Raw genomic sequence first — 13550 nt, 5'->3', positions numbered from 1 at the left:
TCGGCCGTCTTTTGCCGGGTAGCGGGGCGCTCTGTCCGATTCCTGCCGAACGAATTCCCCCACAATTTGCAGTCCGTTTTCAGTCGCTGTCCGGTACACCCACCCCCAGTGCGACCCGGTACGGTTCGACCGCCCACGGAACCGCCAACTCCGACAGCAGCGCCAGGCCGTCCGCGGCCCGCCGCAGGGCATCGTTGACTCCCCGGATCGATACCACCCGGTCCGCGCCGCCGGCGGTCACCCGGTCGCCACTCACCAGGGTCGGCTCGGGACCCCCGGCGACCACCTCCATGACGGCGGTGAAGCCGGCGGTCCGGTCCAGCGGCACCACGAGCGGCACCGAGGCGGGATCGGCCCGGTGCGCGATAAGGTTCGCCAGCAACCCGGTCCGCCCCGGCACCCGGCGCAGCTCCCGCTCCCCGGGCAGCATCAGCCGGTCGGTCGGATACTCCAGCACCGCCCGGCCGGCGGTCCCGTGCACAATCACCTCGCCGGCGACGAAGTCCTCGCCGGCAAGCGTGACCGCCGCCACCACCGGCAGGCCGGACGGCAGCGTCACCCGCATGGTGGCGGTGTCGTCCACCTCGATCGGCCGTACCCGGTAGCGTTCCAGCTCCACCCGCACCGGCCGGCCGGCATCGGTCGGGTGGGTCGCCCCGGCCACCGCCAGGCACTGCATCACCGCGTGCGCCAACGGGTTGGCCAGCGCCCCGTCCAGCACCGGACGACCGTCCAGGCTCCGCCGCCCGGCCCACGCCGACCGCCGATAGTAGCTGTCCGCCCGCTGCCAGCAGGCCACAGTGGAGATCCCGGTCAGCTCACCGAGCCGGCCGTCGGCGATCGCGACCAGCAACTCGTCGAGCGCCGCCGACCCGAGCGCCTGGAACCCGACCTGGCAGACCCGACCGGCGGCGGCCAGCGCGTCGGTCAGCTCCCGATGCTCGGCCAGCGACAGCACCGGCGGCTTCTCCAGCAGCAGGTCCGCGCCGGCCGCCACCGCGTCCAGCGCGATCGGCAGGTGGGTGTGCGGCGGCGTGCAGATCACCACCACGTCCGGGCGGGCCGACCGCAGCATCTCCCGGTGATCGGTGAAAACCCCAACCTCATCGGGTACGGGAGCGTCCGGCGCCGGCTCGACCGGGCGTACGTCGACCAGGCCGACCAGCTCCAGCCGGCCGGCGGCGTGCAGCCCGGCGATCACCCGGCGGTGCCACAGCCCGTGCCCGCTCGCCCCGACCAGGGCCACCCGGGGTGGTGCCGCGGCGGTCACGCCGCACCCGCCAGCGTCGCCGCCACGCCGTGCCGCTCCAGCGCGGTCAGCCACTCGACCACCAGTTCGCGGATCTCCTCGTCGGCGGCGAGCTCCGGCGGGAAGACCTCGGTCAGGCCGAACAGCGCCGTCACCACGTCCGACGGGCTGCCGCCGGTGGCGGCCAACGCCGCGGTGATCCGGTCGGCCAACGGGTCGTCCAGCGGCAGCGGCGTACCGTCGTCGGCCCGGCCCTGCGCGAACCGCATCCAGGCCGCCACCACCAGCGCGGCCCACCGCGGCCGGGCGCCGGCCGCGCGCAGGTCGGCGATGGTGTGCAGCACCCGCTGCGGCAGCTTCTGCGAGCCGTCCATCGCCACCTGGTTGGTGCGGTGCCGGATCACCGGGTTGGCGAACCGCGCCAGCACCTCGTCGCCGTACTCGACGACGCTGACGCCGTCCGGCGGGGTGAAGCTGTGCGCCACGTCCTCGGCGATCAGCCGGCGCAGCACCGTGGTCAGGTGCGGGATCTCCAGCGCCTCGGCGATGGTCTCCCGCCCGGCCAACGCACCCAGGTACGCCGTCGCCGAGTGCACACCGTTGAGGCCGCGCAGCTTCAGCCGCTCCCACGGGCTGGCGTCCTCGGTGAGCACCGCCCCGGCCCGCTCCCAGGCGGGCCGGCCGCCCGGGAAGTGGTCCTCGATCACCCACTGCCGGTACGGTTCGCCCGCCACCGCCGCCAGGTCCACCACCCCGAGCGCGGCCTCGGCGTCGGCCAGGGTCTGCGCGGTGCTGGCCGGAACGATCCGGTCCACCATCGTGCCCGGACAGGTCACGTTGCTCTTGATCCAGTCGACGGCGCCGTCGGTGGAGCCCGCCTGCGCCAGCTCCAACGCCTGGCTGATCATGCTCTGCAGCCGTCGCCCGTTCGACGGCAGGTTGTCGCAGCTGACCAGCGCCAGCGGCCCGGCCTGCGCCGCGGCCCGGGCCAGCAGGCCGCGGACCAGCAGCCCCGGCACGGTCTGCGGTGGGCGGTCGCCGAGCAGGTCGGCGGTGACCGCCTGGTCGGGCCGGAACCGGCCGCTGGCCGGGTCGAGCTGGTGCGCCTTCTCGGTGACGGTGAGGGTGACCACCCGGATCGCCGGGTCGGCCAGCAGGGCCACCACCGCCGCCGGGTCGCTGGCGGCGTGCCGCACCCCGGCGAGCGCCCCCACCACCTGGGTCCGCGATCCGGTCCCGGAGAGCGTGGTGACGCTGTAGAGGCAGTCCTGCGCGGCCAGCTTGGTGATCACGTCGGTGCTGCGCGGCGCCACCCCGATGATCCCCCAGTCGCCGCCGGCCGCGGCGATCGCCGCCTCGGTGTAGACGGCCTGGTGGGCGCGGTGGAAGGCGCCGAGCCCCAGGTGCACGATGCCGGCCGGGACGGCGCCCGGCCGCACCAGCGGGCGGCAGGCCACCGGCAGTTGGCGCAGCGCGTCGAGGCCGAGCCGGGAGGCGCCCACGGTCACCGCCATGCCGGGCCGTCCGGGAACGCGAACCGCGCGATCGAGTCGGCCTTCATGGTCGAGCTGTAGCCCGGCGCGGTCGGCACCAGGTACCGGCCGCCCCGGGTGCGTACCGGGTCGACGAAGTGCTCGTGCAGGTGGTCGACGTACTCGACCATCCGGCCGTCCAGCGACGTGCCGACCCGCAGGTAGTCGAAGATCGCCAGGTGTTGGACGTATTCGCAGAGCCCGACGCCGCCGGCGTGCGGGCAGATCGGCACGCCGAACTTGGCCGCCATCAGGATCACCGAGAGCACCTCGTTGACCCCGGCGATCCGGCAGGCGTCGATCTGGCAGACCCCGATCGCGTCGGCCTGCATCAACTGCTTGAAGATGACCCGGTTGGCGGCCACCTCGCCGGTGGCGACCCGGCACCGGCCGCCGGACAACGTCTCCACCGCGCGGGCGATCCGGGCGTGTCCGAGCACGTCGTCGGCGTGCGTAGGCTCCTCGATCCAGTACGGGTCGAACTCCACCAGCCGGGCCATGTTCGCGATCGCCTCGTCGACGTCCCAGACCTGGTTGGCGTCCATCATCAGCAGCGCGTCCGGGCCGATCTCCTCGCGGATGATCCGGGCCCGCCGCACGTCGTCGTCGATCGGCCCGCCGACCTTCATCTTCATCGCCCGCCAGCCCTCGGCGTACGCCTGCCGGGTCAGCGCCCGGACCTTGTCGTCGGGGTATCCCAGCCACCCCACCGAGGTGGTGTACGAGGGAAAACCACTCTGCTCGACTTGCGCCAACCGTTCAGACCATCCGACAAATCCCTTGTCGAGGATGGCGGCCGCCTCGTCCGCGGTGATGGCGTCGCTGATGTGGTGGAAGTCGACGCTGCGTACCAGTTCCTCGGTGGGCAGTTCGGCGAGCAGCCGCCAGAGCGGCTTCTGGTCAAGCTTGGCCCGCAGGTCCCAGACCGCGTTCACCAGCGCCCCGGTCGCCATGTGGATGACGCCCTTCTCCGGCCCGACCCACCGCAGCTGCACATCGGCGGTGAGCGAACGCCAGAACGCCACCGGCTCGGCGACGATCTCCGCCATGCTGCGGCCGACCACGTGGTGGGCCAGCGCCCGCACCGCCGCGCAGGTCAGCTCGTTGCCCCGGCCGTTGGTGAAGGTGAACCCGGCGCCCGTCGGGCCGGCGCCGCCGTCGGTGACCAGCTCGACGTACGTCGCCGAGTAGTCCCCCCGGTTGATCGCGTCCGATCCGTCACCGGCCGCGGCCGTCGGGAATCGCACGTCGTGTACCTCGACGGCGGTGATGGTGACCGTCACGGTCCCTGCCTCTCGTTCGCTAGAGCTGTTCGCCGAGTTTGAAGACCTTCTTCGGCAGGTGGTACGCGAGGTCGACGATCGTCTCGGCGGCCTCGTCGAGCGGCAGCCGGTGCTCGGCCACCAGCCGGGCGAGGAAGCCGGCGTCGATCCGCCGCGCCACGTCGTGCCGGACCGGGATCGAGCAGAACGCCCGGGTGTCGTCCACGAAACCGGCCGTGTTGTAGAAGCCGGCGGTCTCGGTGACCGCCTCCCGGAACCGGCGCAGCACCTCGGGCGCGTCCAGGAACCACCACGGCGCGCCGAGGTAGAGCGCCGCGTATCCGCCGGCCAGCGGGGCCAGCTCGCGGGTGAAGGTGTACTCGTCGAGGGTGTAGACGACCACCCGCAGCCGCGGGTCGTTGCCGTATGCGTCGAGCAGCGGGGTCAGCGCGTGCAGGTATTCGGTGGCCTGCGGGATGTCGCCGCCGACGTCGCGCCCGTGCCGCCCGTAGAGCCACCGGTTGTGGTTGCGCACCGAACCCGGGTGCAGCTGCATCACCAGACCGTCCTCGATGGACATCCGGGCGTATTCCAGCAGCATGTGCGCGCGGAACGCCTCCGCGTCCTCGGGGGTCGCGGTGCCGTCCAGGCCACGCTGGTAGAGGGTGGCCGCCTCCGCCTCGGTCAGGTTCAGGGTCAGTGCGGTGGGGTGGCCGTGGTCGGTGCAGGTGGCGCCGGCGGCGATGAACGCCTGCCGGCGGCTGGCCAGCGCCGCCAGGTAGCCGGGGTAGCTGCCGGTGTCCTCGCCGGTCAGCTCGCCGAGCCGGGCGACGTTCTCGGCCCAGCCGTCGAACTCCATGTCGGTGACGTTGTCCGGCCGGAACGTGGTGATGACCCGGCCGCCGGGGCCGCCCCAGCCGTCGGCGGCGAGCTTGGCGTGCCGGCTGAGGTCGTCCAGCGGCGACTCGGTGGTCGCCAGCACCTCGATGTTGAACCGCTCGAACAGCGCCCGGGGCCGGAACTCCGGCCGGCCGAGCTGCTCGGCGATGGCGTCGTAGATCTCGTCGGCGGTGGCCGCCGAGAACGCGGTGGTCACGCCGAAGACGTCGGTGAAGGTGCGCTCCAGCCAGAGCCGCGACGGCGTCCCCCGGAACAGGTGCCAGTGCGCGGCGAACCGGCGCCAGATGGCCCGTCCGTCGGTCTCCACGGGTGAGCCGTCGACCGCCGGTACGCCCAGGTCGGCCGGGGGTACGCCCTGGCTGAGCAGCATCCGGGTCAGGTAGTGGTCGGGGACGATGATCAGCCGCGCCGGGTCCGGGAACGGCTCGTCGTCGGCGAGCAGGGCGGGATCGACGTGCCCGTGCGGCGAGAGCAGCGGCCGGTCCCGGGCGAGCGCGTAGAGCTCCCGGGCGATCGCCCGCTGGGTCGGCTCGGCCGGAAAGAGCAGATCGGACATGGTTCCTCGGCTCCTCGCGGTCAGGGAATGGTGAGCAGGTCGGCGACCCGGACCGGTTGACCGGTCTCGAAGGAGCGGTTCGCCGCCAACCCGGTGAGCAGGGCGAGGGCGCCGTCGCGGGCGGTGGCGGCCCGGTGCATCGGGTCCTGCACGCCGCCGAACAGCACGCCGGTCATCCGGGCGTCCGCGCCGCCGTGCCCGGTCCGGGTGTAGCCGGCGACCGGCACCTGGCGGGCCTGTTCCCAGAACGGCCGGACGGTGAGCTTGGCCCAGCCCTCCTCGACCGCCGCCTGTACGCCGTGCAGCGCGGCGCCCTTGAGCTCCCCGGCGGCGTACGGGCTGACGAAGTCGCTCTCCACGACCTCCAGCTCCAGCCGCCCCCGGCTGCCGTTGATCATGACCCGGTAACCCTCCCAGGGCGCGTACGCGGTCAGGTGGTAGGTCATGGTGGCACCGGTCGAGTAGCGGGCCAGCACGGCCATGTCGTCTTCGATGGTCACCCCGGGGGCGAAGACGTTCTGGTCCCGCCGGTAGCCGTCCTCGGCCTCGGCCTCCAGATAGAGCGCCCGCAGCTTGGGGTGGTTCGCCAGGTGCAGGGCGAACGGGTCACCGGCGGCCTCCGGCGAGCCGTGCGCCCGGTCGTAGTCGCGGGCGTAGCCGTGCCGGCGCCCGGCCTGGCCGTAGAAGAACAGCCGGCCGGCCGCGTACACCTCGACCGGCGCCGCGTCCAGCCACCAGTTGACCAGGTCGAAGTGGTGGCTGGCCTTGTGCACCATCAGACCGCCGGAGTTGGCCTTGTCCCGGTGCCAGCGCCGGAAGTAGTCGGCGCCGTGCCGCACGTCGAGCAGCCACTCGAAGTGCACCGAGCCGATCTCCCCGATCGCGCCCTCGGCGAGCACCTCCCGGACCCGTTCGTGCAGGGGGTTGTACCGGTAGTTGAAGGCCACCGACACCTGCCGGCCGGTCTCGGCGACTGCGGCCAGGATGCGTTCGCAGCGCGGCACGTCGATGGTCATCGGCTTTTCGGTGATCACGTCGCAGCCGGCCTCGACGGCCGCCACGATGTACTCGTCGTGGGTGCGGTCGACGCTCGTCACCAGGACCACGTCCACCCGCTCCTTGGCGAGCATGGTGCCGAAGTCGGCGGCCCGGTAGGTCGGCACGGCGTCGAAGCCGAGCTCCTCCAGCCAGTCGTTGTGCGCGTCCATCCGGGCCTGGTTGACGTCCGCGAAGGCGACCAGTTCGGCGGTGGACGGGTGGTCGAGAACCAGCGCCCGGACGAACATCTCCGCCCGCGCACCCGCGCCGACGACCGCGTACCGAAGCCGCTTGCCGGGTTCTGCTGCCATCCCGCTCCGCCTCCCGTGCCCGTCGATGGTATCCGGTCGATGTGGTGGTCATCGATGTAACTGCAAAGGTTTGCAGCAGAAGTAACCACGTTTGCGGCGAGCTCGTCAACGGCTGCCGCGAAAGCTGCCCGGAAGATTCGGTTATGTGAAGATATCCCAGCTCACCGGGAGATCCCCTGCAACAAAGCCGTAATCCACGGCCGTTGACACGTGAGCAACCGTTTGCATTAATTGGCCATCCATAGTGACCGCAGCCACAGGAAGGAGCCCGCGTGCCAGCCACCATCAGGGACGTCGCGCGGGCCTCCGGCGTGCACATCTCGACGGTCTCCCGGACCTTCTCGGCGCCGCACCTGGTCAATCCCGAGACCAGGAGCAGGGTGCTGGCCTGCGCCGAGGACCTGGGCTACCGGCCCAACCGGGCGGCGCGGGCCCTCATCACCGGGCGCACCCACAACATCGGGCTGATCATCGCCGACATCGCCAACCCGTTCTTCCCGCCGCTGATCAAGGCGGCCGAGAGCCAGGCCCGGCAGCGCGACTACCACGTCTTCGTGGCCGACACCAACGAGGACCCGGCCGCCGAGGAGGACCTGGTGCACGCGCTGGCCAAGCAGGTCGACGGCGTGCTGCTCTGCAGTCCCCGGATGAGCAACAGCCTGATCGAACGGCTCAGCCGGGAGGTGCCACTGGTTGTCATCAACCGGCAGGTCACCGGCCTGCCCGCCGTCGTGATGGACGTCGGGCAGGGTGCCCGGCTCGCCATCGAGCACCTGACCGGCCTCGGTCACCGCGACATCGCCCTGCTCGGCGGCCCCCGCGGCTCCTGGACCAACCGGGAGATCCGCCGGGCCGCGACGGCCGCGGCCCGCTCCGCCGACGCCACCCTGACCGTGCTCGGCCCCAACCCACCCACCGAGGGCGGCGGCATCGCCCAGGCCGAGCAGGTCCGCCGGGCCGGGGTCACCGCCGTCCTCGCCTACAACGACCTGATGGCGATCGGCCTCATCGAGGGGCTGGACGCGCTGGGGCTTCAGGTCCCGCGGGACATCAGTGTCGTCGGCATCGACGACATCGCCCTGAGCCGGCTGACCCGGCCCAAATTGACGACGGTGGCCACACCAACCGCGGCCGCCGGCCGGACGGCCGTCGACATGCTCCTGCAGCACGACGGTTCGGTACCCGCCCGCGTGGGACGCGGCGCGGGCCGGACCACCGCAGGTGACGACCGTCGCACCACCGCACAGGTAACGCTCCAGACCGAGTTGGTCATCCGCGACTCGACGGGGGCCGGCCCAGCAGCCCCGGGCGGCCGAGCCGGCGCCACCGGCCCGGCCGCAGCCGACAGTGGTGGCCCGGACCCGCATCGCCTTGCGGGTCCGGGCAGCGCGGCTGCCGCCAACCCCGAGACCGTCGCCTCCTAACGCCAAGGAGTGAGCGCAATGCACCCCGCTTCAACCCCGAAGGTTGCCGCGCCCGCCACGCGCGGCCACCGTACCCCTTCCCGGCGCCGCCGGCTGCTCAGTGGCCTCGCCGCCACCGCGGTCGCCCTTCCCCTGGTCCTCGGCGCCGCCGCCTGCGGCGACGACGAGGCCACCGACCCGGACGCCCCGGTCACGATCGAGTTCTTCTGGTGGGGCGGTGAGGCCCGGGCCGCCATGACCGAGCAGGCCCTCGACCTGTACGAGTCGAAGAACCCGAACGTGACGATCAACGCCACCTGGCAGGCGTTCGACGGCTACTACGACAAGCTGGCCACCATCTCCGCGGGCGGCAACGCCCCGGACATCTTCCAGATCGACGACAACGGCCTGGCCGAGTACGCCGGGCGCAACGTCACCCTCGACCTGACCGACCTGGTCGAAGAGGGCAAGATCGACCTGAGCGAGCACAACCAGGGCCTGGTCGAGTACGGCCAGCTCGACGGCAAGCAGGTCGCGGTGGCCACCGGCGAGAACACCCCCGCGATGATCTACGACAAGACCAAGCTCCAGGAGCTCGGCGTCGGCGAGCCGCAGGAGGGCTGGAGCTACGACCAGTTCTTCACCTGGGCCGCCGAGGTGACGCAGAAGGCCGGCGGCGACTACTGGGGCTCGATGGACACCAGCTCCGACTACAAGGCGCTCTGGCTCTGGCTGCGGGCCCAGGGCAAGGAGTTCTACGACGGCAACAAGCTGGCCTTCACCGAGGCCGACCTGGCCGCCTGGTTCCAGCTCTGGCTGGACGCCCGGGCCCGCAACGCGGTCCCGCCCGCCGACGTGGTGCACGAGGCCGTCACCGGCAGCGTCGCCACCCAGCTGGTGGTGACCGGCAAGGCCGCCACGTCGTTCATGTGGTCCAACCAGCTCGGCGAGCTGCAGAAGGCCACCGAGAACGAGCTGGGCATGGTCGCCTACCCGGGTGACCCCAAGGGGCAGTGGGCGCGCGCCTCCCTCTACTGGGCCGGCTCCCGCAGCACGGACCACGAAGAGGTCGTGGCCGACGTCATCAACTTCCTGGTGAACGACCCCGAGGTCGCCAAGATCTTCGGTGTCGACCGCGGTCTGCCGGCCAACATGGAGACCCGGGCCGCCGTCGAGAGCACCCTGACCGACCCCGCGTTGAAGACCACCGTTGCCTTCGAGAACGGCCTGGCGGAGAAGTTCGGCCCGGCCCCGGCGCCGCCGCCGAAGGGACACAGCGGCCTGCGCAACAAGCTGCGCGACATCGCCGAGAGCGTCTCCTACGGGCGCGCCACGCCGGCGGACGCGGCCAAGCAGTTCTTCGCCGAGGCTCAGGCGGCCCTCGCCGGCTGAGCCCCGGCGCCCCCGGTGCGGGCCCGCTCGGCGCGCGGGCCCGCACCCCGGTTGTGGAAAGGAGCACCGACCGTGGCTGTATCCACGGCCGCCGAGCCGCGTCCGGGCGATGCGGCAACGGCAGGTACCCCACCCGGTCGGCCGCGTGGCAGACCGAAGACCGCCCGTAGCGAAGGGGTGGCCGGCTACGTCTTCCTGTCGCCGTGGCTGCTCGGTCTGATGGCCATCACGGCCTTCCCGATGCTGTTCTCGCTCTACCTGAGCTTCACCAACTACGACGTGCTCTCCACCTGGGACCAGATCGAGTGGCTCGGGTTCGACAACTACCGGCGGATGTTCACCGAGGACCCGGCCTACTGGCACGCGGTCCGGGTGACCCTGACGTACGCCTTCGTCGCGGTCCCCCTCAAGCTCGCCGCCGCGCTCGGCGTGGCGCTGCTGCTCAACCGCGAACGGCGCGGGGTGGGGCTGTTCCGCAGCCTCTTCTACCTGCCCTCACTGCTCGGCGGCAGTGTCGCGCTCGCCCTGGTCTGGCGGGCCATGTTCGGTGGCGACGGCGCCTTCAACAGCTTCATCGGCCTCTTCGGGTTCGAGGGCGCATCCTGGGTGAACGACCCGAAGTGGGCGCTGGAGACCCTGATGGTGCTGGCCATCTGGCAGTTCGGCGCCCCGATGGTGATCTTCCTGGCCGGGCTGAAGCAGGTGCCGACCGAGCTGTACGAGGCGGCCTCGGTGGACGGCGCGGGCCGGTTCCGACAGTTCTGGAACGTGACGCTGCCGATGCTCTCCCCGGTCATCTTCTTCAACCTGGTGCTGGAGACCATCAACGGCTTCCAGGGCTTCACCTCCGCGTACGTGATCAGCAACGGCACCGGCGGCCCGGTCTACTCCACCCTGCTCTACACCCTGCACATCTACGACCAGGGCTTCGGCGAGTTCCGGATGGGCTACGCCTCGGCGCTGTCCTGGGTCTTCCTGCTCGCCATCGCGCTCATCACGGTGGTCTTCTTCAGCACCGGCCGGTTCTGGGTGCACTACTCGGACGGAGACGACTGATGACCGTCCAGACAGTATCGACCGCGCCCGCCCCGCGGCGTTCGAAGGGCGTCGTGCGGGTGCTCATCCTGGTCGTGGTGCTCGCCTTCGTGCTCTACCCGCTGCTCTGGATGGTCGGCTCGTCGCTGAAGTCACCGACCGAGGTGGTCAGCAACCTGTCGATCCTGCCCACCGAGGTGACCTGGGCCAACTACCCGGACGGCTGGAACTACATCCGGGGACTCAGCTTCGGCCGGTTCTTCCTGAACAGCACGATGATCTCGCTGGCCACGGTGGTCGCGAACGCGCTCTCCTGCCTGGTGGCCGCGTACGCGTTCGCCCGGCTGCGGTTCCGGTTGCGCAAGGTGTGGTTCGCCGTCATGATCGGCACCCTGCTGCTCCCCAGCCACGTGCTGATCGTGCCGCAGTACGTGATGTTCAACAGCTTCGGCTGGGTCGACACGCCACTGCCGCTGATCGTGCCCAAACTGCTCGCCACCGAGGCGTTCTTCGTCTTCCTGATGGTGCAGTTCATGCGGGGCATCCCCCGCGAACTCGACGACGCGGCGAAAATCGACGGCTGCTCGCCGTACGGTGTCTTCCGGCACGTGATCCTGCCGCTGAGCCGGCCGGCACTTGTCACAACGGCGATCTTCTCGTTCATCTGGACCTGGAACGACTTCTTCACCCAGCTCGTCTACCTGCCCAGCCCGACCAGCTACACGGTGCCGATCGGCCTGCGACTGTTCATCGACTCCAGCGGACAGACCTCGCTCGGCCCGATGTTCGCCATGTCGGTGCTCTCGCTGCTGCCGGTGTTCCTGTTCTTCCTGGCCTTCCAGCGGATGCTGGTCCAGGGCATCAACACCAGCGGACTCAAAGGGTGAATCGGAGGGTCACGGCGGGCAGGTCGGCGGTCGGGCCGGCTAGTCGGCGTGGGTGGGGGGAGGAGGTACCTCGTCCCGAGCAGACGGGTCGGCGTGGGTGGGGGGAGGAGGTAGCTCGTCCCGAGCAGACGGGTCGGCGTGGGTGGGGGGAGGAGGTAGCTCGTCGTGGGGCGGTGTGGGGGCCACCGGCGCCGTCGTCCGGGACGCCTGCTGTGGCGCCGGACGACGACCCCCGTTCCCCGGTGGCCCCGGTCCGGCTGGACTGGCGGGACCTGGTGCGCAACGCCGCCGACCTCGCGCTGCTCGGCATCGTCGCCACCCTGGCCGCGGTGCCGGTGGTCACCGCCCCGGCCGCGGTGGCCACCGCCAGCGCCGCCGTCCGGTTCTGGATCGAGCACGGCCACTGGCCCGGGGTGCGGCCGGCGCTGCGCGGCTTCGCCCGGGCCCTGCTGCCCGGGCTCGGCGCCCTGCTGGTCGTCGCGGTGGTCGCCGGCCTGCTCGGCCTTAATCTGCTCGCCCTGCTGAACGGGGTGGTGCCCGGCGGCACCCCGGCTGCCGTGCTCACCGGCGCACTGGCCGCCCTGGGCGCAGGTCTGGGCGGGCTCATCGTGGTGCAGATCGGCGGCCAATCGAGTCGGGGTTGGCGGGCGGCGGCCCGGACCGCCGGGCGGCGGGCGGCGGAGCGTCCGCTCGCGTTGCTCGCGGTGACCGGCGTGCTGGCCCTGGCGGCCGTCCTCTGCACCCTGATCCTGCCGCTGCTCACCCCGATCTTCCTCGGCTACCTGTTGTTCGCCCTGCACGCCGTGACCCGCCGACTCGACCCGCCCCTTCCCGCCCGCGCGTCCCCAGGTCATGGCGCAGTCAGCCGTCGTACAAGGCGGATTCACAACGGCTGACTGCGACATGACCTGGGACGCGGGCCTTGACCCGCCGCCGGGTCAGTCGGTCGGCCGGGGCCGGCCGAGCAGCCGGCCGCCGGTCTCGGCCAGTCGGTCCCGGCGGCCCCAGGCGACCAGCGCGGCCAGGGCGAGCAGCACCAGCGGGAAGACCGGGCTGCCCTCGATGATGAAGGCGTCGGTGAGCACCGCGCCCAGCATCACGCCGGCCAGCCCGAGCGCGGCCAGGCCGGCCAGCGCCGGGATCAACAGTCCGATCGCGCCGGCCACCTCCAGCGCGCCGGTGAGGTAGCGCAGCCACTGGCCGAGCCCGATGTCGTCGAAGAGCTCGACCTGCTGCTCCTGGCCGGCGAGCTTGCTGGCCCCGGCCATTCCGAAGGCGAGGGCGAGCAGCACCTGCAGGATCCAGAGCCCGACATTGGCCAACCGACCCGTGGGCCGGACCGGTGCCGCGGTCTCCGGCGTGGTGACTTCCCCGTTCGTGGTCATCAGAGTCCTCTTGTTCTGGATGGTTTAGAAGGTAAACCGTTGTCCGAGCCGACCATACGACATAGAAGTTTGGTGAGTCAACGATTGATACGCTGAACAGTGCGACAAGAGAAGGGGCGGTGCCGGCAATGAGCGGACCGGAGCAGGTGGCGACCGGGGTCCAGCTCGACCCCGACCGGATCGAGACGGTCGAGCTGATCCTGGACCTGTCCCAGGCGATGACCGCCAATCTCTGCGCCGCCGCCAGGGAACACGGCCTGACGCCGCCGCAGGCCCGGGCGGTGCTCGGGCTCGGGGCGCCGGCCCCCATGCGCGACCTGGCCAACCATCTCTCCTGCGACAAGTCACACGTGACGGGCCTGGTCGACGGTCTGGAGCGGCTCGGTCTGGTGGACCGGCAGCCCGACCCCCGGGACCGGCGGGTCCGGCACCTGGTGCTCACCCCCGCCGGCCAGCGGGTACGCGACCAGTTGCGGGTCCGCCTCTACGTCGACGCCCCGGCCGTCGGCAACCTGACGCCGACCGAGGAGGAGCAGCTGCGCGCGCTGCTCCGCCGAGCCCTACAGCCGACCGACTGACACTCGGGCACCGACCGTCGGA

At 71.5% G+C, this 13550-nt stretch carries 12 protein-coding genes; 6 read left to right on the top strand and 6 right to left on the bottom strand.

All coding sequences use genetic code 11. The features are described 5' to 3' along the window. Nucleotides 1–79: 79 nt before the first annotated feature. Genes O7627_RS02485 through O7627_RS02465 form a run of 5 tightly spaced genes read right to left on the bottom strand, consistent with a single transcriptional unit; the run spans nucleotide 80 to nucleotide 6848 of the window. Nucleotides 80–1270 (bottom strand): Gfo/Idh/MocA family oxidoreductase, encoded by a 1191-nt coding sequence (locus O7627_RS02485; RefSeq protein WP_278091879.1) that lies wholly within the window; start codon nucleotides 1268–1270, stop codon nucleotides 80–82. Continuing rightward, the gene (locus O7627_RS02480) at nucleotides 1267–2763 is read right to left on the bottom strand and encodes a mannitol dehydrogenase family protein (protein ID WP_278091878.1); all 1497 of its coding nucleotides are present in this window, start codon (nucleotides 2761–2763) and stop codon (nucleotides 1267–1269) included. The genes O7627_RS02485 and O7627_RS02480 overlap by 4 nt, the downstream gene beginning before the upstream one ends. Beyond that, the gene (locus tag O7627_RS02475; RefSeq protein ID WP_278091877.1) at nucleotides 2754–4064 is read right to left on the bottom strand and encodes an enolase C-terminal domain-like protein; all 1311 of its coding nucleotides are present in this window, start codon (nucleotides 4062–4064) and stop codon (nucleotides 2754–2756) included. The genes O7627_RS02480 and O7627_RS02475 overlap by 10 nt, the downstream gene beginning before the upstream one ends. Nucleotides 4065–4083: 19 nt before the next feature. Beyond that, the gene (gene uxaC, locus O7627_RS02470; RefSeq protein ID WP_278091876.1) at nucleotides 4084–5499 is read right to left on the bottom strand and encodes a glucuronate isomerase; all 1416 of its coding nucleotides are present in this window, start codon (nucleotides 5497–5499) and stop codon (nucleotides 4084–4086) included. A 20-nt stretch (nucleotides 5500–5519) separates the two neighbouring features. Next, nucleotides 5520–6848, bottom strand: coding sequence for a Gfo/Idh/MocA family oxidoreductase (locus O7627_RS02465; RefSeq protein ID WP_278091875.1), 1329 nt, complete (start codon nucleotides 6846–6848; stop codon nucleotides 5520–5522). 272 nt (nucleotides 6849–7120) lie between these two features. Between O7627_RS02465 and O7627_RS02460 the strand changes: the two genes are divergently transcribed. From O7627_RS02460 to O7627_RS02440, 5 genes are all read left to right on the top strand, one after another. Further along, nucleotides 7121–8272: a LacI family DNA-binding transcriptional regulator gene (locus tag O7627_RS02460; RefSeq protein WP_278091874.1), complete on the top strand. Its 1152-nt coding sequence runs from the start codon at nucleotides 7121–7123 to the stop codon at nucleotides 8270–8272. Between the two features lie 18 nt (nucleotides 8273–8290). After that, on the top strand, nucleotides 8291–9643 hold the full coding sequence (locus O7627_RS02455) for an ABC transporter substrate-binding protein (protein WP_278091873.1): 1353 nt from the start codon (nucleotides 8291–8293) through the stop codon (nucleotides 9641–9643). A 177-nt stretch (nucleotides 9644–9820) separates the two neighbouring features. Beyond that, entirely contained in the window at nucleotides 9821–10699 is an 879-nt protein-coding gene (locus O7627_RS02450; protein ID WP_278098124.1) for a sugar ABC transporter permease, read from the top strand. Next, on the top strand, nucleotides 10699–11565 hold the full coding sequence (locus O7627_RS02445; protein ID WP_278091872.1) for a carbohydrate ABC transporter permease: 867 nt from the start codon (nucleotides 10699–10701) through the stop codon (nucleotides 11563–11565). The genes O7627_RS02450 and O7627_RS02445 overlap by 1 nt, the downstream gene beginning before the upstream one ends. A gap of 212 nt (nucleotides 11566–11777) precedes the next feature. Next, entirely contained in the window at nucleotides 11778–12461 is a 684-nt protein-coding gene (locus tag O7627_RS02440; protein WP_278091871.1) for a hypothetical protein, read from the top strand. Between the two features lie 42 nt (nucleotides 12462–12503). Here O7627_RS02440 and O7627_RS02435 read toward each other — a convergent pair whose 3' ends face one another. Further along, complete coding sequence (locus O7627_RS02435) at nucleotides 12504–12950, bottom strand: DoxX family protein (protein ID WP_278091870.1); 447 nt, start codon at nucleotides 12948–12950, stop codon at nucleotides 12504–12506. Between the two features lie 128 nt (nucleotides 12951–13078). Between O7627_RS02435 and O7627_RS02430 the strand changes: the two genes are divergently transcribed. Next, nucleotides 13079–13528 (top strand): MarR family transcriptional regulator, encoded by a 450-nt coding sequence (locus tag O7627_RS02430; RefSeq protein WP_278091869.1) that lies wholly within the window; start codon nucleotides 13079–13081, stop codon nucleotides 13526–13528. Nucleotides 13529–13550 lie beyond the last annotated feature (22 nt).

Origin of the sequence: Solwaraspora sp. WMMD1047 (assembly GCF_029626155.1) — a bacterium.
GTDB lineage: Bacteria > Actinomycetota > Actinomycetes > Mycobacteriales > Micromonosporaceae > WMMD1047.
This window is presented reverse-complemented; position numbering and strand designations above follow the sequence as displayed.

What these genes read in the sequence shown, in the direction of transcription:
- O7627_RS02445 (WP_278091872.1), top strand. Translation starts at nt 10,699, where the DNA reads ATGACCGTCCAGACAGTATCGACCGCGCCCGCCCCGCGGCGTTCGAAG.
- O7627_RS02435 (WP_278091870.1), bottom strand. Translation starts at nt 12,950, where the DNA reads ATGACCACGAACGGGGAAGTCACCACGCCGGAGACCGCGGCACCGGTC.
- O7627_RS02480 (WP_278091878.1), bottom strand. Translation starts at nt 2,763, where the DNA reads ATGGCGGTGACCGTGGGCGCCTCCCGGCTCGGCCTCGACGCGCTGCGC.
- uxaC (WP_278091876.1), bottom strand. Translation starts at nt 5,499, where the DNA reads ATGTCCGATCTGCTCTTTCCGGCCGAGCCGACCCAGCGGGCGATCGCC.
- O7627_RS02430 (WP_278091869.1), top strand. Translation starts at nt 13,079, where the DNA reads ATGAGCGGACCGGAGCAGGTGGCGACCGGGGTCCAGCTCGACCCCGAC.
- O7627_RS02455 (WP_278091873.1), top strand. Translation starts at nt 8,291, where the DNA reads ATGCACCCCGCTTCAACCCCGAAGGTTGCCGCGCCCGCCACGCGCGGC.
- O7627_RS02465 (WP_278091875.1), bottom strand. Translation starts at nt 6,848, where the DNA reads ATGGCAGCAGAACCCGGCAAGCGGCTTCGGTACGCGGTCGTCGGCGCG.